General features: G+C 43.8%; 17 protein-coding genes. 10 read left to right on the top strand and 7 right to left on the bottom strand.

Features of this window, described 5'->3' with window-relative positions:
• The first annotated feature begins 38 nt into the window (after positions 1-38).
• From DR864_RS29580 to DR864_RS29540, 9 genes are all read left to right on the top strand, one after another.
• Positions 39-1,454 (top strand): MBL fold metallo-hydrolase, encoded by a 1,416-nt coding sequence (locus DR864_RS29580; protein ID WP_114070755.1) that lies wholly within the window; start codon positions 39-41, stop codon positions 1,452-1,454.
• 189 nt (positions 1,455-1,643) lie between these two features.
• Complete coding sequence (locus tag DR864_RS29575) at positions 1,644-3,065, top strand: MBL fold metallo-hydrolase (protein WP_114070754.1); 1,422 nt, start codon at positions 1,644-1,646, stop codon at positions 3,063-3,065.
• A gap of 115 nt (positions 3,066-3,180) precedes the next feature.
• On the top strand, positions 3,181-3,396 hold the full coding sequence (locus DR864_RS29570) for a hypothetical protein (RefSeq protein ID WP_114070753.1): 216 nt from the start codon (positions 3,181-3,183) through the stop codon (positions 3,394-3,396).
• Positions 3,397-3,569: 173 nt separating this feature from the next.
• Positions 3,570-4,646, top strand: coding sequence for a c-type cytochrome (locus DR864_RS29565; protein ID WP_114070752.1), 1,077 nt, complete (start codon positions 3,570-3,572; stop codon positions 4,644-4,646).
• On the top strand, positions 4,643-5,065 hold the full coding sequence (locus DR864_RS29560) for a DsrE family protein (RefSeq protein ID WP_114070751.1): 423 nt from the start codon (positions 4,643-4,645) through the stop codon (positions 5,063-5,065). Before DR864_RS29565 ends, DR864_RS29560 begins: the two co-directional genes overlap by 4 nt.
• Before the next feature lie 15 nt (positions 5,066-5,080).
• The gene (locus DR864_RS29555) at positions 5,081-6,754 is read left to right on the top strand and encodes a bifunctional metallophosphatase/5'-nucleotidase (RefSeq protein WP_310587579.1); all 1,674 of its coding nucleotides are present in this window, start codon (positions 5,081-5,083) and stop codon (positions 6,752-6,754) included.
• A gap of 113 nt (positions 6,755-6,867) precedes the next feature.
• Entirely contained in the window at positions 6,868-8,226 is a 1,359-nt protein-coding gene (locus tag DR864_RS29550; protein ID WP_229599621.1) for an OprD family outer membrane porin, read from the top strand.
• Positions 8,227-8,238: 12 nt separating this feature from the next.
• Positions 8,239-8,814 carry a YeeE/YedE family protein gene (locus DR864_RS29545; protein ID WP_114070748.1) on the top strand — a complete coding sequence of 192 codons (576 nt, stop codon included), beginning with the start codon at positions 8,239-8,241 and terminating at the stop codon, positions 8,812-8,814.
• 30 nt (positions 8,815-8,844) lie between these two features.
• On the top strand, positions 8,845-9,348 hold the full coding sequence (locus tag DR864_RS29540; protein ID WP_114070747.1) for a DUF6691 family protein: 504 nt from the start codon (positions 8,845-8,847) through the stop codon (positions 9,346-9,348).
• Between the two features lie 93 nt (positions 9,349-9,441).
• Here DR864_RS29540 and DR864_RS29535 read toward each other — a convergent pair whose 3' ends face one another.
• From DR864_RS29535 to DR864_RS29505, 7 genes are all read right to left on the bottom strand, one after another.
• The gene (locus tag DR864_RS29535) at positions 9,442-13,293 is read right to left on the bottom strand and encodes an ExeM/NucH family extracellular endonuclease (RefSeq protein WP_114070746.1); all 3,852 of its coding nucleotides are present in this window, start codon (positions 13,291-13,293) and stop codon (positions 9,442-9,444) included.
• 128 nt (positions 13,294-13,421) lie between these two features.
• Entirely contained in the window at positions 13,422-14,660 is a 1,239-nt protein-coding gene (locus DR864_RS29530) for an SGNH/GDSL hydrolase family protein (protein WP_114070745.1), read from the bottom strand.
• Between the two features lie 110 nt (positions 14,661-14,770).
• Positions 14,771-15,754, bottom strand: coding sequence for a ThuA domain-containing protein (locus DR864_RS29525; protein ID WP_114070744.1), 984 nt, complete (start codon positions 15,752-15,754; stop codon positions 14,771-14,773).
• A 75-nt stretch (positions 15,755-15,829) separates the two neighbouring features.
• Positions 15,830-16,597, bottom strand: coding sequence for a deoxyribose-phosphate aldolase (gene deoC / locus DR864_RS29520; protein WP_114070743.1), 768 nt, complete (start codon positions 16,595-16,597; stop codon positions 15,830-15,832).
• 53 nt (positions 16,598-16,650) lie between these two features.
• Positions 16,651-18,444, bottom strand: a complete 1,794-nt coding sequence (locus DR864_RS29515; RefSeq protein WP_114070777.1) for a PQQ-dependent sugar dehydrogenase — start codon at positions 18,442-18,444, stop codon at positions 16,651-16,653.
• 219 nt (positions 18,445-18,663) lie between these two features.
• The gene (locus DR864_RS29510; RefSeq protein WP_114070742.1) at positions 18,664-19,617 is read right to left on the bottom strand and encodes a ParB N-terminal domain-containing protein; all 954 of its coding nucleotides are present in this window, start codon (positions 19,615-19,617) and stop codon (positions 18,664-18,666) included.
• Positions 19,618-19,625: 8 nt separating this feature from the next.
• Positions 19,626-20,582 (bottom strand): ParA family protein, encoded by a 957-nt coding sequence (locus DR864_RS29505; protein ID WP_114070741.1) that lies wholly within the window; start codon positions 20,580-20,582, stop codon positions 19,626-19,628.
• 1,105 nt (positions 20,583-21,687) lie between these two features.
• On the opposite strand from DR864_RS29505, the gene DR864_RS29500 reads away from it, so the two are divergent.
• Positions 21,688-22,309: replication initiation protein (locus DR864_RS29500; protein WP_229599620.1), on the top strand; the 622-nt coding region annotated here is incomplete at its 3' end.

Genomic DNA, 22,309 nt, shown 5'->3' with positions numbered 1-22,309 from the left:
CATTAATTCAACAATATTCATCTTAACACAAAACAACCATGTTCTTTCAACATATTTATGACAAAACCCTAGCCCAAGCAAGTTACCTTATCGGTTGCCAAAGAACGGGTGAGTCCATGGTCATTGACCCCAAAAGAGATGTAGATACGTACCTTGAAATTGCCAAACAAAATGGTTTGCGCATCACCCATATCACCGAGACTCACATTCACGCCGATTTTCTTTCGGGAGCCCGCGAATTGGCCGCCATTACGGGCGCTAAAATGTTCCTCTCCGATGAAGGTGGCGAAGGTTGGGAATACGAGTTTGACCACATTGGTCTGAAAAACGGGAGTGTCATCAAGGTTGGAAACCTTACATTTGAAGTTATTCACACCCCTGGCCACACCCCAGAAAGTATCAGTTTCTTATTGACCGACAAACCCGCAAGTGCCAAACCAGTGATGCTGTTTACGGGCGATTTCGTTTTCGTGGGTGACATCGGTCGTCCAGATTTATTGGAAAAAGCCGCAGGCATGAAAGGAACACAAGATGCTGGTGCGCTTCAAATGTATCATTCTATTCAAAAATTTGCCGCTCTACCCGATTATTTGCAGGTTTGGCCAGGCCACGGAGCGGGTTCGGCCTGCGGAAAAGCACTTGGCGCGGTTCCTAGCTCAACGGTGGGTTACGAAAAAATTCGAAATTGGGCGTTTCAGCACGACGATGACCAAAAAGGATTTGTAGACTACCTGCTCGCTGACCAACCTGAGCCGCCCAAGTACTTTGCCATGATGAAAAAACTCAACAAAGTCGAGCGTCCGTTGCTTACGCAAGTACCAACACAAACAAAACTCTCTGGTGATGCGGTAAAAGCCGCCATGGAAAAAGGCATCAAACTGATTGATACCCGAAATAAAGTTGATTTTGCCAAAGGTTTTATTCCTGGAAGCATCAACATTCAGGGAAACAACGCCTTTGCCACGTGGATGGGCTGGTTTGTGAATTACGAAGAGCCGTTTATGCTGGTGGCCAACGACGGCCAAATCGAAGACCTCACCCGCAAACTGATGCGCATTGGCTTAGACAACGTGCTTGGGTACATTGACGACGTAAACGCCCTTGAAATACCGCTCCAAAAAAGCGAAATCATTGAAATCGACGAATTCAAATCCTACCTTGACCGAGAAGATACGCAAGTAATCGACCTGCGCGGAGTGTCGGAATACAATACCGAACACATCGAAGGAGTCGAGAATATTTTTATCGGAACGATTCTCTCCAATTTGGATAAAATCAGTAGAGATAAGCAAGTGGTCATCCATTGTCAGGGCGGAGACCGGGCCGCCATTGGGTATTCACTTTTGGTCAAAAACGGATTCAAAAACGTAAAAAACTATTCGGCAGGCATGAACGAATGGGTCTCGAAAGGAAATCTGACCGCAACCGAATTGGTCGAAGCTGCCGCTTGTTAACCCACCCTATTTTCTTACTAATCCCCGATGCCAACGCATCGGGGATTTTTTTATGGGTTTTTGGTTCAATTAAATGACTTAAAAGCTGACATCAATCAGTATTTCTGTGTGCTAAAAGTTACAGAAAAGGCTACCGACGGGCGGTAATTTTGTTCTATTAAATCAGCAAAATAAACTTCCTCAAAAGACATGAAAGTAGAACAAATTTACACGGGTTGTTTAGCCGAAGCCGCCTATTATATTGAATCAAACGGCGAAGCCGCCGTCATCGATCCCCTTCGTGATACCAAAGCCTATGTAGAGCGCGCCAAAAAAGAAGGCGTTGACATAAAATACGTGTTCGAAACCCACTTCCACGCCGATTTTGTCTCGGGACACATTGATTTATCCAACGCTACGGGCGCCACCATTGTTTTTGGACCCACCGCCAAGCCCGCATACACAGCCTACGTTGCCAAAGACGGGGAAGAATTTCAGTTGGGCAATGTAAAAATCAAGGCCATTCATACGCCCGGCCATACGATGGAATCAACCTGTTTTTTATTGATTGATGAAAACGGCAAAGAAACGGCCATTTTCACGGGCGACACCCTGTTTATCGGGGATGTAGGCCGCCCCGATTTGGCACAGCACGTCATCAGCGATTTGACGGAAGAAAAACTGGCGGGGCATCTTTACGATTCTCTCCGCACCAAAATCATTCCGTTGGCCAACGACATTATCGTCTATCCGGGCCACGGTGCTGGCAGCGCTTGCGGCAAAAAAATGAGCAAAGAAACCACCGACACCCTCGGCAACCAAAAGTTGTTCAACTATGCACTCAATTTGAATCTGACCAAAGAACAATTCATAAAAGAGATTTTAACGGGGCTGGTTCCTCCCCCTGCCTATTTTCCCCAAAATGTATTGATGAACATTCAAGGCTACGAAAGCCTCGAAGATGTCATGCAGCGCGGAAGTCAGGCGCTGACACCCGCCGCGTTTGAAGCCGCCGCCAACGAAACCGAAGCCTTGATTTTGGACGTTCGCGAAGCCCAAACTTTTGCCAAAGGATTTATACCAAATGCCATCAATATCGGCCTAGACGGGCAGTTTGCTTCGTGGGTAGGTACGCTTATTCCCGATTTAAAACAACCGATTTTGTTGGTGACCGAAGCGGGCAAAGAAGAAGAAACCATCACGCGTTTGGCACGTGTAGGCTACGACAAATGCGTGGGATACTTGCAGGGCGGCATGGCCGCTTGGCAAGCGGCAGGTCTTGAGTTGGACAGCGTCACCTCTATTTCTGCCCAAACGTTTTCGGATTTATTTACCGAAAATCCATCGCTGACGGTGTTTGATGTGCGTAAAAAGAGCGAATACGACGCCGAGCACATGGTGGGCGTTGAAAATTTGCCACTTGATTTTCTGAATGACCACATGGCCCAAATTCCATCCGACAAGACCTGTTATATTCATTGTGCGGGTGGGTATCGCTCTATGATTGCCATTTCAATTTTGAAAGCTCGGGGCTTTGACAATTTGGTGGATGTAGCGGGTGGTTTTGCGGCCCTCAAAAACGCGGGAAAACTACCATTGACCGAATACGTTTGCCCTTCTACTTTATTGTAAATCAACCACTTCTTTTCCAAGGGAGAACGAATTAATCGTTCTCCCTTTTTTTTGTAACATATATCACGATGTAAGAAAGTAATAACCCCGATTTTTGTGATAAAACAACAGAAAAATGAAAAATACGCTCAACAATTGGCAACTTTGGCTCATAGCAAGTCTGACGTTAGGATTAGCGCCTTTTCTTCCAGAGCCGCACCTATTCGGCAAAATTCGGTGGATACTCGGCGGAGCCGTAGGTATGAAACCGATGGATTGGTTTGATTTTTTTTTGCATTTAACCCCTTGGCTTTTGCTCCTACGAAGTATTGCGCTAAAATGGATAAAATAGCGCAACTTTAACCACTCGTTAGAAGAAACTCTATATTTTTAGCTAACTATTTTGACATCTCACACATTCATCTTTTTATTCAATTTTTTCATTGATATGTAACATATATCACATTGAAAGAAGTTGAATACCGCTAATTTTGTCCCACCGCCTTTCACAACAATTTGGCAATCATGGAGTCCAACAACCTCATAGAAACGTTATTACGCTCACTCAAAATTCTGTTAATCTTACTGCTGACATCTGCTGGTTTAATGTTCTTTTTAGGATATATTCTGGTTGTTGGGGATTCAAACAATGACGAACCCATTGTTGAAATAGCCAACTATGTAAAACCCGATTCAAACTTTGTGGGTCTTTGGCCCGGCCCCGCCGATTGGCAAAAGTCTAAATTCAACGCAGAACAACAAAATTTAATCAATTACGGCAAAGAGCTCATTGCCCATACTGCTGATTATCTGGGCCCTAAAGGGAGTGTAAAGCCAATTTCTAACGGCATGAATTGCCAAAACTGCCATTTGCAAGCAGGCGCTCAGCCTTGGGGAAACAACTATTTTGCCGTACAAGCTACCTATCCCAAATTTCGCGAACGTTCGGGAACCAGCGAAAATCAAGTAAAACGCGTCAGCGATTGCTTTGAGCGCAGCCTCAACGGAAAAGCCCCCGACTCAACAAGCCGCGAAATGAAGGCCATTTTGGCCTACATCGAATGGTTGGGCACGGGAGTTTCAAAAAATAAAGCGCCCAAAGGCTCAGGAATTTATAAGCTGAAAGGGCTCAAAAGAGCCACCGACCCCGTTTTGGGAAAAGTAGTGTATGAACAAAAATGCCAAAGTTGCCATCAGGCAAAAGGCGAAGGTGTGTTGGCCGCCGACGGTAAAAGCTATACATTTCCGCCGCTTTGGGGGCCCAACAGCTACAATATCGGCGCGGGTTTGTACCGCATCTCCAACTTTGCGGGCTATGTAAAATACAACATGCCTTTTGGAGTCACCTACAAAAATGCCCAGCTCACGGACGAAGAAGCTTGGGACGTAGCCGCGTATGTTAATTCCATGCCACGACCTACCAAAGACCTAAGCAAGGATTGGCCCAACATCAACGGCAAACCCTTCGATCATCCATTTGGGCCCTACTCCGACCCGTTTACGGAAGCCCAGCATAAATATGGTCCTTACAAGCCCATCAAGGATTGGAAAGAGAAACACAAAGCCAATAAATCCCAAAAACCTAGCCTCGCCTCCCTATGAAATCAGTCCTTTTTATTTTTGCCTTCACGGGTATTTTGTTTGCCAATCAGGCCATTGGACAAACGTCGGAGAAAGAACATCGAATCGTATTTCACTTGGCCTCCGCTGATACCCTTGTGCATAAAGCTCTGGTTAAACAACTGGGTAACGTCTTGGATTATTGGAAAACCGCCAAAATAGAAGTTGTTGTTCACAATGCTGGGGTAGGTTTTATGAAAAAAGATGAAGCTATCCTGAGCAAAGAAATTGAACTTCTAAAAGAACGAGGAATCATTTTTGCCGTGTGTGAAAATACCCTTAAACAACGAAAAATAGCCAAAAACCAGATTTTACCAGCGTCCATTTTTGTCCCCGTCGGGCTGGCAGAAATTGTACTCAGGCAAGAGGAAGGTTGGTCATACATCAAAGCAGGATTTTAATCTAAACCTTTATCAATGATGCCTTCTCGCCGCAAATTCCTCCAATCAGGTTTGTTTACAGGGGCCATTTTGGGAAGTACGCCTCCCCTATCGGCTTCTGAAGAAAACACAAATTCCAAAAAAAGTAACCACGCCAAAAGCGGAACAATAACATTCTTACAAACCACCGACGTCCACTGCCAGCTTCACCCCCACGATGAGCTATTTTGGGAGAATAACCAACTTACCTTTCGTAAAGCAGGAGGCTACGCGCATTTGGCAACAGCCTTGGACGTATTACGCAAACAGAATCCGACCAATACCATCGTAATGGATACGGGCGATATGTTTCAGGGCAGTATGCTGGCCATCAAAACCACGGGAAAAGCGTTTGTTCCGCTTTTGAATGCGCTGAATTATGACCTGTATCTTCCCGGAAACTGGGAAGTGGTGTACAACAAACAAAACATGCAGCACCTGATGGGCGGGCTACTGACGCCCAAAGTCTGCGCCAATATGTACCACGACGCAGGCGACGGCAAACGGGGAAATCTCATTTTTCAACCCTACCAGATTTTCAATCGATTGGGGATTAAAATCGGTTTTTTGGGATATACCGACCCGTTGGTGCCGATTCGTCAATCTCCGATGTACAGCAAAGGAATCATTTACGCCAAACCCGAAGAAAGTTTAAAAGAATACGTGACTTTGCTGAAAGAACAAGAACAATGCGATTTTGTAATTTTACTTTCGCATTTAGGGCTTAGCCAGCAAATTGCTTTGGGCAACAACCCTGACTGTAAAGGAGTTGACTATATTTTTGGGGCTGATACGCACGAGCGTGTACGAAAACCAATTCAAGCCGAATACACCAAAATTGTCGAACCAGGGGCTTTTGGCTCTTTCGTCGGTAAACTCGACCTACGCGTTGAAAGCGGAAAAATCACGGGAGACTCATACGAACTTATTGAAGTTGACCCTAAAAAATATCCCGCAAAAAAGGAAATACAGGAGTTAATAGAACAAATTGAAAAACCGTACCGGGCTGAAATAAATCGTATTATCGGGTACAGTACTTTACCCTTATACCGAAATTTTGTGGTCGAAAACACCATTGATACCTTAATCGTGGACGCCCTCAAATGGAAAGTTAATACAGATATAGCCTTGTCAAACGGTTTTCGATTTTGCCCACCCCTAACCGCAGGCAAAGATGAAAAAGTGGCCATCACCGAAGGTTATCTTTTTGACATGCTTCCCATTGATTCTAACGTCAAAACAGCCAAAGCAACGGGCCAGCAACTCATGGAATGGCTCGAAAAAGAATTGCAAAACGTATTTGCCCAAGATGCATCCAAACGTTTTGGAGGCTGGCTGATACGGTTTAAAGGGATGCAGATAGAATTTAAAGCAAAGGAAAGAGTGGGTCAACGGGTGCAAAAAGTGACCATCGGCGGTCAGCCTCTCAATCTTGACAAAACCTACACCATATGCGCTTGCGAGCGAGACGGCGACCCCGATGATATGCTTTGTCGCCTCAAAGGAGTGAAAGAAACAAGGCTTACTTCCTATACCTTGCATACAGTGATGAAAGAATATTTGCGTGAATTTTCTCCCGTTACGCCCGCTTTACGCCACGATGCCACCATCCTAGACGCTCCGCAGAATCTTTTAAGTCAAGTTTTTGGGGTAGATTATACCTTTAGGTAACATTTGTCACGGAAGGGCCTTTTTCTAACCTGTACTTTTGTGTTGTTATTTCAAAACACTAGGCAGAGAAGAAAATGAATCGCACTTTTTATATTCTAATATTGTTGTCAGGTATGTTAAGTCGTGTTTATGGACAAGGCATACATAGTCACCGAGAAATAGAAAAAGATACCAATACGTTGAATCACTTTTTTGCCAACGGACGCTTTTATGGTCATGCCCGGTCTTATTGGTCAGGCACCGTAAATGACGGGAATCTGAGTGATGCTTTTGCGTGGGGGGCAGGGGCAGGAATTGGCTACGAAACACCTAAATTTTTCAAGCGTTTTCAGCTGGGTCTGAGTGGTTTTTTCATGTTTAATATCAAATCCACTGACCTCGCCAAAGCCGACCCGCTGACGGGCCAAGTCAATCGCTACGAGATTGGACTTTTTGACATTGAGCGTCCCAACGACCACGAAGATTTGGACCGACTGGAGGAGTTATTTATCAAAACCCACTTCGGTAAAAAATCACTTGTGACCATCGGTCGGCAAATTCCACAGTCACCCTTTATCAATCCGCAGGACGGACGAATGCGGCCCACCCTGACCGAGGCTGCCGTGGTAGATATCAATGAATGGACAAACTTTAAACTCCACGGCGAATACATTTGGCGGATTTCTCCGCGCTCAACCGTTCGGTGGTTTGAAGTGGGTGAAAGCATGGGTATTTACCCCGTAGGAGTCGATATAAACGGCAAAACCTCTCAGTACAAAGGAAATACGGAATCAAAAGGAGTCGGGATTTTTGGCGCAACCTACCGCAAAAAACAATGGTCGATTGAGTTTTGGGATACCTACCTTGAAAACATAGCTAACACGGGTTTTCTGAAAGCAGAATGGAAATCAAAAACCGTGGCTGGGAAAAATTGGTTTATAGGTGGGCAATTAGTCAAACAAAATGCCTTGGGAAACGGTGGAAATACAGACCCTGCGCAGGCTTATACCCAATCTGGAGCAACGTCAACGGTTATTTCAGGCCGAATCGGGCGGCAATCATCCAAGTTTGATTGGTACATCAATGCCACCAGAATCACCGCCGAAGGCAGGTACCTCATGCCGCGTGAATGGGGCCGAGAACCTTTTTATACGTTTATGCCCCGCGAGCGAAACGAAGGATTTGGGGACGTAACCGCTACGAGTATCAATACCTTTTATAAGCCAATAAAGAACCTAAAAATTGAAATCAGCGGCGGGTATTTCCAACTGCCAGACACTAAAAATTTCGCACTTAACAAATACGGAATGCCTTCGTACTCTCAAATTAACTTAGGCGTTACGTATCAATTTGAAAAATACCTAAAAGGATTAAACGCCTTGCTGTTGGTTGTTCGAAAAGATGAAATTGGCGAAACATACCAAAACGAGCGCTATGTATTCAACAAAGTAAATATGTCTCACTTCAACTTAATTCTCAATTATCACTATTAATTAAACATTCGCATGCAACAATTCATTGAACTGATTCGTCAACCTTGGCCGTGGTACGTGGCTGGGCCGCTGATTGGGCTGACCGTCCCCACATTATTATTGATTGGAAATAAATCTTTTGGTATCTCATCCTCACTGCGGCACATTTGTGCGGCCTGTTTTCCAGCCAATATTTCTTTTTTCAAGTATGATTGGAAAAAAGAAATCTGGAATTTGGTCTTCGTCCTTGGTGTATTTTTTGGAGGAATGATTGCCACCAACTTTATGGAAAATCCCAACGCTTTCCAACTTTCAGAAAACACAATGGCTGATTTGCGAGCGTTAGGAATTCAGGATTTTTCGGGATTGATGCCCGCCGATTTGTTTAGCATGGAGGCGCTATTTTCGCTTAAAGGATTTATTTTCTTCGTATTGGGTGGTTTTATGGTTGGATTTGGTACGCGCTATGCAGGTGGCTGTACGTCTGGGCACGCCATCATGGGTTTGTCAAACCTCCAGGTTCCATCTCTCATCGCAACCTGCTGTTTTATGGTGGGCGGTTTTACCATGACTCACTTATTAATGCCCTTTATTTTCAAATTATTTTAATTGAAACACAAAACACTAAAAAATATAACAATGAGTTTTCAGCAAGTTTCTCCACCCATTGAGCAAGATGAACAGCCCTTCGCCTGTGAAGCTCCTAATGACATGGCGCAACCCGAAAGTTGGGTCAGTAATATCAAATACCTGATTGTTGGGGTTCTTTTCGGGATTGTTTTTGTCAAAGCCGAAATCATTTCTTGGTTCCGTATTCAGGAGATGTTCCGCCTGCAAAGTTTCCACATGTATGGCGTTATTGGAAGCGCAGTAGTGGTCGGAATGATTTCTGTATTTTTGATTAAAAAATTCAATATCAAGACATTATCTGGCGAAACCGTTCAGTTTCACCCCAAGAAATTTCAGCGAGGGCAAATCTATGGCGGCCTTATTTTTGGTCTAGGCTGGGCCATTACAGGCGCTTGTCCTGGGCCTTTATTTGCCCAAATCGGCAGTGGTTATATGGCTGTGATTGTCACGTTGCTAAGTGCCGTGGCAGGCACCTGGGCTTATGGGTATTTTAGGGATAAATTACCGAATTAATTTCCAAAGAATTTACTTAAAAAAGACAGCGAGTCGGTGCCAAAAATGTGCACCAGACTCGCTGTCTTTTTTTTGCGTTTAATGGATGAAAAGTTATTCTGCTTTCATCACTTTCAATGTTAGACTTTTACCGCTTGACTGAACGTTTAGCAAATACGAACCAGCCGCTAATTGAGGCACAGCAAGGGTTTGACGATGGGCGTTACTACCACTCACAAATCGGCTTGATATAGCCACAGTTCCCTGCACATTCAGCAATTGCCACTCTACGGTTTTACCCGCCATTCCTTTCACCAAAAGTGTAAACTCTCTTCCAATCACAGGGTTAGGCGCAATTGCCGCCCACACATTTTCGTCAGAGGAATCATCAGAATCGAAGGTTTCCGCTCCTACTCTTCCGTTACAATTTTTGGCCAAAACAACCGCTGAGCCGTTCATGTTAGCGTCACAACCCGTGGCGGCGTTGATGGCATCTACCGTGTAAGTGCCCGCAGGCTGCAATCCAAAACTAATTGCGCTGCCTGTTCCTGCAACCAAAATTCCCGTACTTACATTATTCTTTTTCAGCAGATAATTAACGCCTGCTTCAGAATCCTCCATACCCACTTCCACACCGGCACTACCAACGCAGTAATTTCCACCACCCGACACCTTAAATTTATCGGGGCGACTGTTGGTGTAAATAATGGCTTCTCCTGTCATGGCTGATGTACAACCAGTCGTTGAAGTCGCCGAAACCGTATAAGCACCCTGCTCGGTCTGCGTAAATGTCAACGAGCTACCCGTGCCCGCTACCGCGCTACCCACGGGAGAACCATTGCGAAGGAGTTGATAATTTACGTTGGTTTGTGAACCACTCAACGTAATAGTAAATGATGGCACAACACCGTTTCCATTGTTGCCACTGCATTTACCACCACCACCTGAAACGTTGAATACTGAAGGGACAAGCGGAGCGGCATTAACCACAACGGGGTTGCTTGCATAGGTTGTGGAACAAGATGTATTGGCTTTCGAGCGCACCACGAGGATGTAATTTCCCGAAGTCAAGCCGCTGAAAGTATTCGATTCCTGCCAACCTATATTATTCAAATTGTACTCCAATGTACCTGTACCAGTGGCGGTAATTACAACACTGCCAGTAGCACTCAAACAAGTAGGTTGGGTTACAACTACGTTACTGATTGTGGGCGTAGTACATAAATTCAGTCCAACCAAAACTGGATCATGGTCGGAAGACCGATAAGGCTCAGTGCTGTACAATGAAGAAACAAGGCCTGAAGTTTTAAATTCTGTGTTATAGTCTAAAACGGTTGGCTCGTCGGCGTTGATGTGCCATTTTTCGGCACCTGTTTTCTGTAATGCCAAAGTAGCACTTCCTAGCGCGTGGTCAAGCGAACCAAGTTGACCGTCAAAAACGTATGAATACGACGTCAAAGGAAGCAGGTTTCCGAAACCAGCATTTGCAAAAGCCGTCAATGGGTCTTCTTTAGCGTACGCATTCAAATCGCCCAAAATGAGGTAATCAGGGTCAGTCGTGCCCGTTGGGTTTGTTAACAACCATGCGGCTACATCCTGCGCCTGACGGGTACGTGTCCCGTTAGAGAAGCCTTGCCCATCGCCAGAATCAGCATCTCCCGCACCACCCGAGCTGCTACCTTTTGATTTTAAATGGTTTACTACGGCCGTAAACGCTTCACCCGTCGAAACCTGTTGGAATGTTTGAGCTAATGAACGTCTTCCTACCACCGTAAACGAGCCTGTGCCGAAATCAAAAGGAATGGCTTTCGAATCGCCAACGGGACTGACGGCGGCTGGTTTATAAATCATGGCAACCGTTATTTCGTCGGTCGAAATATTACCTGAATTGATAAAACTATAGGTGCCCGCACCCGCAATGCCGTTTAATCCATTCACTAAATCTTGAATAGCGCTCGTGGCTCCAAAACCGTCATTTTCAATTTCCATCAAACCAACTACATCGGCTCCTGAAGCAATGATTGCGTTCAGAATTTTAGCCCTTTGACGATCAAATTCGGCGACATTATCCGCCCCCCGCGAAGTAGGAAATCCACCGCCCGAACCGTTTCCGTTGAAATAGTTGAGCACATTGAAGCTTGCTACTTTCAACGTTCCACCAAGAGCGGGCGGCGTAGCTGGGCGGGCATTGGTTGCCATGAAATTAGGGCTGGTCAAGGTCTGGATTCGGTAACCTTCAAAACGATGGTCTAACACACCCACAACACTCACGGCCTCGTCGCCAGTACGAAGGGTATTGGAAGCGCTAAGGGGATTACCACCTCTTCCAAAAATAATGGGGTCAGGGTTTTGCGAACCCACTCCATCATCCAAATAAATCCTTCTTTTAGCAATCTGAGCCAGATAGTCTGAATAACCTGATACGCTTGGCGTATTAAACTGCGTGTATTGATCCAAACGAGCATCAGTGCCAGGTTGGTTGCTGTCACCGTTTGCTGAGAGTACCAGTTGTCCAAAACGGCCTAACTGAAACAGTTCTGTCACGGTAAGATTTCCCGTGGCGGCGCTCACCTCGACGAGCATCCCTTCGTAGCGCTCTAGGTCGCTCACATTTGATACAGGTAATTGTACATTGGTGATGGCGGGTAAAGCAGCTCCACCCATATTTTGTACACTCACCAATTCATTCAATTGGGTTAAGCTGCTGCCACTTGAGGTAAATTCTGCCGCTTTACCTGTTACTTTTACTTTGTCGCCGATGTTACCGCTGAAAAGTTGGGCAGGGTCAAAAACAAAAATCCCTTCCGACGTGGCTGGATTGCCGTCGGTATCGGCATCTTCTTCCTGTACATAAAAACCGTTCAGGCGCGTTGAACCAAGGAAAGTACGCGTTACAATACCTTCAATCGCCACGGTTGTACCCGCAAAAGGCGTCGTTGCGCCACTTCCTTGAATTTCGTGTATTTTGGAAACCGCGATATCATCATTTTGGATAGTTCCCAGCCCTTGTGTATCACCCGCAGTTGCACCAGTTACGTTGGTTACATTGACAAAAAAAGTTTCGTTTGGCTCGGTGGTTTCGTCGCCATTTACTACCACTTCAAAACTATAACTATTTGAACCTTGAGGGATGGTTTGTCCAGTCAATGATTTTGTTACATAATCACTGCTCGAACTAGCGGTATTATCGGCGGTCGCAATATCAAACGTGACACCACCTGGCCCCGCAGGTGCACTCAAACTTACCGTAAATGCATAAGTAGTGGTGTTAGTATTGCCTTCCACTTTAGAAACATCATTGATGTTGAGTGTAGGAGTCACAGGGCCGCAGGTGGCGGAGTGCGTACCTAACCCATCAAATGTATCATTGGCAAAGCCATCCCATTCGGTAGCAGGATCAAACGCATTACTTCCGTTTACATCGCCCCCACAAATGGATGCTTTACGACGAATGGTATTATCGGCGGTGGAGGTCAGTCCTGTCCCCCATTCGGTACCAGGGTCAAAGCCTATTTGTCCGATTACGTCAATAATTGTAGTGCCTTTGCGAAGCACAACCACATCATCACCATTGAACCATCCAGAGCCATTGGTTTGATCAGCTTGGGCCAGTATGGTTGCATTTGCCGATGAATTAGCAATAACAAAAACATCATTACTAGCGACCGTACCCGTTAAATTAATGGTTAATGTCGAAGCAGAATTACCGTTAAAATACATCTGAATATTGTACCCGCCAGTCGCTAAATTGATGGCACTGCCCGTGCCGTTGTAGATTTCGATGGCTTTGTTATTGCTGCTTCCTTCAATGTACTCAGAAATAAACAACTCCGTGGGCGCCTGCGACCGAGCTACCGTTGAAACCGTTAACAACAGGGCTAAAAGGCAAAAAGAGCCTAAACGCTGAAGCCAACGCACGGGATTTAAAGAATGAAAATGGGTTTGGGGTAGTAAAAGTGGAATCATAAATGGTTTTTTAGAAGGTTTTATTTGAGTGAAGTAAAATTATGTTGTCGCGAAAGTACGAACAGTTATATTATCAAAATATGAATTCTAAAAATAATATACCTAATAGTCATAACTAAAAGGTTTTATTATTTTACCAAAATCCCGCCTAAGTATAAAAACTGTTTCTCGTATAACTTAGGGTTGTTTATTTTGTTATTGCGTTTTTGCAAAATCAACGCTTTATCAAGCTTTTCAGGGGAAACTTTTATGGTTACCTCATGATTTCCCTCTTTTAAACCGTTAATAATGGTATAATTCATCCGGTAGTAGGTCGCATACTCATCAAAACGATTGATGTAACGAGGCGGCTCATTGTCAATATATACTCTAATTTGCCCACTACTCGGCCCTATCACATCCACGATTCCAAAACTTGTTCCCTTAAAACGTACCTTGATGTACTCCGAAGTGTCATCAGAAGCAATAACGGAGGTCAGAAGCGAGGCGTAAGCTTTTCCCACCACGACTGAATCGACACGTGGCCAACCCGAACTTTTTTCGATTTTATCCAGCGCCAAAAGGCTTGCTTTTTCTAAATTATTAGGCATTAATGCCTTTTTCAACGCGTGTTTGCCTTTTTTTCCAACCAGTTGAAGATGAATTAGGTGTTTTTTTACGGTTTCTGCGTATACTTTATGCCCTGTTTCAGGAAAAGGATGCACTCCATCTGCCGAAAAAACCATGGGATCAGTGGTAGAACCAGCCTGGCCTTGAAGCACCATTTTACCCTCAGTGATTAAGTTCACCGCAGGAAAAGCCATTGAAATTGAGGGGATTTGGTAATAATCGGCGATGACTTCCATCGCCGACGCAGAAACGGGGAATGTACCCCGCTGATAAAAATCTAACTGCGGACGGGAGAAAGTGTACACAAAACAAATGTCAGTCGAACGGTTTTGTTGCCATATTTGACGGACAATTCCTTCCATTGATTCTTTCACATCCTGCGCAGATTTTCCATTGTCGTTGACGGCAAATTCCACAAAAACTAAATCTGGCGTGTGTTGAAGAACGTGGTTTTGCAAGCGATACGCGCCAAAATCTGAGCCTGTCCCACCGATGGCGGCCATGATTTCCACAAATTGCGCTTGGGGATAGTTGCTTTGCAACCATTGGAATGTTTTAGTGCGCCATCCATGATCGGCCCGGGTAATGCTACCACCCAAATAAGCCACTTTTACGGATTGACCTTTCTGTATTTTATCAAAAAAATGAGGCAACCCTGCACGATAGGTTGCCTCAACGGAATTGACCAAAGGTTCGGTTTGTGCAATGGTGAGTGTAGCAAAAAATACCGAACATAGTACAAAAAGAAGTTTTCTCATTACGTTTGGGAAAGTACAAATGAATAGCGTGTGAATTCTTATCCCAAAAGTACTTCGAACTTCTATTTCTATCCGTCTTTATGGATTAATTGTTCCTCATTCTGATTTGTTTAATCAACAAACTTGCGTTGACTCGTGGCGTTTTCAGTTGGGAAATCCCTTGGAATAGGAATATCAACCTTTCCCGTAGCGGCCCACTGAGCACCGCGTTGAAGGCACGTGATGAAACCGACGCATTCGACTGAATAATCAACGTGTCCGAGCGGCGTATGAAAAACGCGCCCCTTACCGTATTTGATGGTCATCAGCATGGGTTCGTGGCGGTCGGTTCCACGATTATCTTTGGGTGAAAAAGCCGTGGCCAATACTTCCATATCTTCGGCTGGCCCGCGCAGGCGGTCATACATTTCGTCTTTGGTGTGCATCCATTTGAGCGGCATTCCTTTCGTAATCGGGTGTTTGGAGTTTCTGATGGTGATTAAAAACTCCTTTTGTGCCCCGTGTGAGCCTGCTTTGCCAGCCTGCATATCCTTGACCAACTTTCCGTTTTCATCGTAATAAACAAAAGGGCCGTCTTTTTCGCTACGGTCTCCCCAGCCTCCTATACCTATCATTCGGTTGTAGGCAGGCCACTTCGGAAACGAATTGTCGGCCGCATGGACGACCACTAAACCGCCGCCATTGTTCATAAATTTCTCAAAATCGGCCTGCGTTTCGTCCGACCAAGGAGCGGCATTCCAACCAAAATTACAAACCACTAAATCATATTTAGAAAAATCGGGATGAAAAGCGGAATCCATTTTGGCATTTGCCATTGCTTTGGTGGCGGGAAGTCCTTTGATTTTGTACTTATCCACGAGGTCACCGCCGTTCCAAGTGTAATAAGTACGTTGTACATCCACCGAAAATTTACCCGTTTCTTCCAAGTAATCTTTCATCATGTACGTTATTTTGGGCCACTGTTCGTGGTTATTTTGCCCGTCAACAATCAAGGTTCTGATGATTTTGGGGCCTTTTTCTTTTTTGGATTGCGCGTGGGCATTTCCCCACCCCAGCGTGGTCAAAAGGACTAAAAAGACGTAAGTAGATTTCATGAAAAAAGTGACTGGTTATAATTTTTAATGGAAGATTTCGATTCGTCAAATTTACCTGCAAAACAGCATTATTACTCAATACCCTTTACTTTCGGCAATAGGCCCTGTGGGGGCATTAGCATCAATCTGGCCAAAACGACGATAAGCATCCTCCATAATGGCCGCTGTGGCGCTGGCGCCCAAACGCGCAACGCCCATTTCCTGCACTTTCAGAAGCCCGTCAAGGGTACGCACCCCACCCGCAGCTTTGACCAAAACCCCAGGCCCCACGTGGTCGAGCATCAGTCGAAGGTCATGCTCCGTAGCGCCTTCGTAGCTGTACTTTCCGTCGCTGCCCTTCACAAAACCGTAGCCCGTTGAGGTCTTCACAAATTCAGCCCCGACCTCCGTGCAAATTTCACAAAGTTTGATTTTAAAGGAATCTTCGGGCAAGAAATCATTTTCAAAAATCACCTTCAGAATGGCCCCGTGCTGCTTGCAAGCCGTTTTAACGGCCTGTATTTCTTCCTGCACATAAGTCCAATCATTGGCTAATACCTTGCCGATGTTGACCACCATATCAATTTCAACGGCACCATCCTTGCAGGCCTGAACGGTTTCGGCGACTTTTACCCCTACGGTACTATTCCCGTGAGGAAAACCAATCACTGTACCCACCAAAACATCGGTACCAGCCAGTAGCTCGGTGGCCATTTTGACCGCATAAGGCTTGATACATACGGAGGCAACATCGTATTTTAGGGCCAGTTTACAACCTTCCAGTAGTTCTGCATCCGTCAGGGTTGGATGCAGCAGCGAGTGGTCAATCATTTTTGCAAGGCTGCGAATCTTTGCGGTGTTCATAACAATCAAGTTTAATGTAAAATATCATTTAATGGGTCATTTCTGCAAAACAGTTATTCATTTACCATACAAGCGCTGACTTTGTAAATTTTCCCGTCTGTTTTTGTGAAAATATACAATTCACCGTTTAGCCCCTCTCCCAATCGAGTGTCGGTTTTGGCGTGGCCTGTGAGTTCACGTAAAGTTGTCAGTTTATCCTCCAGCATAAGCTCTAATTCCTGAATATCGGCCTGCTTTCCAAGGCGGAATTGGTTATTTTCCACGTAAAAAATGCGACCATTGACAATATCCCCGAAAATATACTTGCCTTTAAGCGACGGAATGCTGTTTGAAGCATACACAAATCCTCCTGAAATGGCATTGCCTTCGTCGTGGTCATATTGAGCCACTGGATAGGTATACTTGGTTGTAGACTCATTCTTGGGTAATTGATACACTAAGTTCATTTTTCCACGTGCATTCATCACAAAAGTACCTTCCCGCTCGGGCCATCCATAATCGGCTCCCGGCTTGCCAATATTGACTTCTTCAATTTGCGTCTGACCAATATCGGTAATCAACATTTTACCATCTGGCGTCCAAATGATGCGGTTTGGATTTCTAAAACCACGACAATACACTTCACCAACCGCGCCTTTCACTTTGATAAATGGATTTGACGAAGGAATTCCGTAACGCCCGTTTTTACTATTTTTTCCTAATGGATTGATGCGTAATACGGAGCTCCAAACGTGCGTTTTATCATTGCATAAAAAAGCGAAACCATTTTCCGTAGCGCCCCCATCCCCTACTCCAATGTACAACAAACCGTAGTCAGCACTCCCTGCTTTGGCTAGAGGATTGAACGTAATTTCTTGTACTCCGTGGATGGGTGAAACCATATTGACCCGCATCAGCTCACGCCCCTTACCCGAAAAAGAATTGGCATTAGGATTTTCCATTTTCCATTCTCGGAGTACCCATTGTAAGGTTACTTTTATGGAGTCGGCGTAGCCAAAGTCGGGCGTAGCAGCTTTACCTTTTTCGGTATGAGTGGTGTAAAAAAGTCCATTACGGTAGAAATCAGGGTGAAAAGCAAAGTTCCCAAATCCAGTGGCCAATCCTGGAGCGTGGATAAAGCCAGGAATTTCCTTAGTCATATCCATAAACTCTACGAGTTGATTTTCAATCATCTCGTAGAGTTTCCCCCGCAAATCCACGATAAACAAACGGTCTTTTGCACCAGGTAATTTTAACATTTTATTGATTCTAGCCAAGGGCAATTTTGCCGCTGTCTGGGGGGCGGTAGCGAGATAATCTAATTTTAAGCGTAATCCTGATTTTTCTATTTTTTTCGGAACTGGATTGGCCACTGGCGTTCCAAAATGATTCGAAACAGTGGTAGCTGTTTCGGTTTTTCGTTTAGAATGAATAAAAGACATAATTGCCTGAATGTCGGCTTCTGGTAATGTGGTAAAAGACGGCATTACCTGCTTATATTCATCAAAAAGCATGGATGCACGCGCATCTCCACTACTAATCATCTCGGGGGCATTTTGGATAAACTTTTTTAGCCAATCCGAGGGCACTACGGTTGTTACGGCCGAAAGTTCGGGTCCGATGCCCTTCTGTAGAAAATTATGACACGCAGAACAGTTGTTTTCAAATAAAGCCTGCCCTTTAGCAATTGTTTTTTTATCCGTTGAATATTCGTCTTCAACCAATCTCTTTTGGGAGGTTTTAGAGGTTGTTTTATTTTCCCCTGCGTAGCAGATCACGCCCGATAATGCGGAAAAAATTGATATAAAAAAGAGCACTTTAGTTGGGTACACCGAAGATATAAAAGCTTTGGGGTTGATAATTTTCATTGGAAAATAAAAATAGTTGATTGAAGTATGGATAAAAAGGGACATTTGTTATGAAAGAAGATTTTGTCAAAAATCTCCCGAAAACGATTGCAAGATATTATTGGCGGTGTAAGTGAATGCTTGAAATAACGCCTTACGTACCTTCAAAAAAACAAAAAAGCTCTCTCGTTTACGGAGAAAGCCTTCTGCTGATGGATTTAAAAATGAGTGGTTATGGTTTTAAATCAGTTGTTTTAGTTTCTCTGCCCATTCAATCAATTTATCAACGTCTTTTGTTTTAATATCCGATGATATTCTGATTTTCTCAAAAGCCCTGACCAGCATTTTTTTCGTTTCTTCTACCCGTGCTTTGGGCTTGTCTTTCACGGATAGGGTCGTTCCTTTTTCGGTGAGTATATCCTCTAATTTCTCCGTTGAGCCAATGAGTTCCGTTCTTTTTGTCTTGGCTAATTTTTGAATGTCAGCTTTACCAATTTTGATTTCACCGCTTAGCACGGCGTTTTTAAGGTCATTGTCTAGCTTATCAAGCCCCGCGGCAAATTCGGCGTCTCTTAGAATTGTATTTCTGCCAACTTTATATTCTTTGGCTAACTTTTCGGAGGTTGAAAGTGAATTTTTATCATAAGTCCCAAAATGGGAATTATGCTTTTCTTCATCATTTTCACCATAAGTCCCACTCTGGGACTTATGGTCATTTCGGTCGTATTTCCCTTTTTCCGTCTTCTCTAAATTGTACCTGAGACCTCTAAAGTAGGAAGTTTGTTGGGGGGTCAGGTTTCGGCGACCCAACTGCAAATCAATCATGTAATCTTTTACCTCCTTAAGAGACAAAAAAGGCATTAACTGAACGTTGAAATTAATGTTTCGGGCGGTGCAAATACGATAGCGATTGTGTCCATCCACCAGTATGTACGCAGGGGCGTTGGGGGTAATAGAAGCACCATTGACTACGCCTTGGGTAGTTTCCCAGAGTAGTAATGCGTCTTTGCACCCATTTTTGATGATGTTTTGTTCCAGCTGATTGAGCTCATCATCGGTGGGGGAGGGTATAAAGCCGCGAAGCTCCTCCAAAATCTGAATATTTTGTTTTATCTGTTCAGAAGTGATGTAGCTGTTATTGAGTGCCTGTTTGGTTTTTTCGCCAATGGCGTTTTTGATGTTGAGCTTGGCCATGGGGTAGGTTATTTTACAATTTGCAGATAGTCAATAAACTCGTCACAAAAATCACGATAGTTTTTCGCAGCCTCGGAGTTATCGGCAAATTTGGCAATGGGGCGTTGTAAAATTTGGGATTTCTGAAAGTCAACCAGGTGCTTGATTTCGGTTTTAAAGACCCGAATAGGCACGTTCTCTTTCACATTTTCTTTGATTCCGTCGTGAACGCTGTTTTTCTTCACCATTGTAAACACAATGCCATCAACCTTCAATTCTGAGTTAAGGTTCGTCTTCACTTCCATAACGCGCTGTAGAAGAGAATTAAGGCCCTTTACAGCCGACATTTCGGGTAGCAGCGTAATCAAACAGCTGTTGGAAGCGTTCATGGCCGAAATCGTCAGTTTATTTAAGGAGGGAGGGCAATCAATCAGTACGTATTCAAATTCAGTAAGCAGAGGTTGAAGTTTGTTTTTTAGACGTAAGTCTCCCCCAACACTCAAAATGAGTTGAATCTCGGCATCGGCAAGTTCAATGTCTGAGGGTGACAGATAAAGGTTCTCCGATATTTCAATGATGGGGAGCGGTTGAGCATGATTTAGCAGCGCATGGGCTACCTGTACTTCGGGATTTTCTACGCCAAGAATTTGACTAAGATTACCTTGTGGGTCTAGGTCGATAAGCAGGACTTTAAAACCTCTCCGAGCTAGTGCTTCGCCAAGGGATGAGGTTGTGGTGGTTTTGCCAACTCCACCTTTGTGATTGATGATGGATATGACCCGGGCTTTTTCGTAAAGGGTGGATGAATAACCGTATTTGGTTAATATGGGGAAAAGCGCGGTTAGATGTTTCTCCGCCAGATTGCGAGAACCTGCAAGTGCTTGGGCAATGGTCCCTTTGGGAATTCCGGCTTCTTTCTCTAATGCCGATACCGTGAGCGCTGGGTTGTGCTTTAAGAAATTTTCAACTTCTTTCTGACTTATCATGCGGAGGTTAATTTTGTCATTCTTTTTTTACAAAAATAGATAAAAATACAATGGTTAGTAAAAGTATTTTGACAAAATACTGGAAAGGGTAGTACAAGGTTTTTGATTGAGGGCTTAAAACAGCATGTGAAAGTGAAAAAGGTGGCAAATACGTGAAATATTAACAAACTAATTTTTTAGTTGGCGCCCAAACCCCATTTTTGAAAGGAGCGATTTTTTGTTTTTTGTTTTGTTTTTTCTGGTCTCTTCTATTTTTTTCCCTAGAAGAAAACTGCATTGATTTTGATTTGAAAATTGGTTAAATTTTTATTTAGAAATTGATGATTAAAATATTGATGATTTAAGGGGCTTGTAATAATCTGATAGTCAGTGTATTACAAGGTCGAATTCTGTCAAAATGTAGTCGAATTCTGTCAAAATGTAGTCGAACTCTGTCAAAATGTAGTCGAACTCTGTCAAAATGTAGTCGAACTCTGTCAAAATGTAGTAATCTATTCTGTCAAAATGTAGTCGAATTCTGTCAAAATGTAGTCGAACTCTGTCACTAAAAATGTCAGACAGAAATCATTGACAGAATTAGGAGTCATTCGTTTCTTTGTGGTGTTCTCCAAATAACAATTTTAAATTGGGGGATTGAAAAGTGTTATTTTTTATTTTTTTTAAGAAGTTGTTGTGCATGCGTTTAAAAAAATGAATCCCCCCAAATCCTTCCTTTTTCGCAAAGTCCTAATTCTGTCAAAATGTAGTCGATAAATGAATTTTATTTTATTTAAATTATTGATTATCAATATGTTGTTGGTTAAAATAATTTTGAGGAGTTGATTTTTAGCCTAAAAAGTATAAAAAATGAAAGTTTTTGAGTGAAACTGCTTACCAAAATGTGCTTTACAGTGAATAGAACCACTTTTTAAAGACTTGATTGACTATGTTTTAGGGCTAATTCTGTCAAAATGTAGCCTAATTCTGTCAAAAAAACACAAATTCTGACACAGTTTTGTTTTGACAGAAAAGATTTTTACCTTAGCTTCCAGATAGTAAAAAAGCAGTCTGCTTGTCCAAAAGAATGAAATTAAAGCACTACAATCGACAGCCTAATGGGGCAATCATGACTCGTCAAAACTTTTCATTGTTGGAAAAGCGCGTTTTTTACATTGTGATGAACCAAATAACAGAAGCCGACGCCGAATTAAGGCAGAATAAATACTTCAGAATACCCGCAAAACTCATTACCAATAATTATCGTCAGATGCTCGCAATGACGCAGACCCTGATGCGAAATTGTCAAATTTGGCTACGCAATGATGAGGAAAAGGAATTCAGCGCATTCAACGTGTTTTCCTCCGCCAAGTACAGTGCCAAGGAAGGGGTATTTGAAATTGGCGTTTCGTACGAAGTACTGCCTCACATTGCAAAGATAAAAAGTGGCTATACCGAATACGAGTTGGCGATTGCTTTGTCGCTCAACAAAACGTATTCCCAGCGATTGTACGAGATTCTTTCCCGCTGGAAAAATTTTAACGGTGGAGCTTGGTCTGAAATCTTGGTGGATGAACTTCGAGAATTGATTTCTGCCACGGAAGATACGTACGATGATTTCGGGCAATTTAAGCGGCGTGTACTCGATCCAAGCCAGGAAGAAATATCTGCCAAAACCGACCTCTCGTTTTCTTACCAAATCCACAAAACGGGCCGTAAAGTTACGCATATATCTTTTTTGATTGTGACGC

Source organism: Runella rosea (assembly GCF_003325355.1).
GTDB lineage: Bacteria > Bacteroidota > Bacteroidia > Cytophagales > Spirosomataceae > Runella > Runella rosea.
Note: the sequence above shows the minus strand (reverse complement) of the source record. Positions and strands in the feature narration are given on the sequence as shown.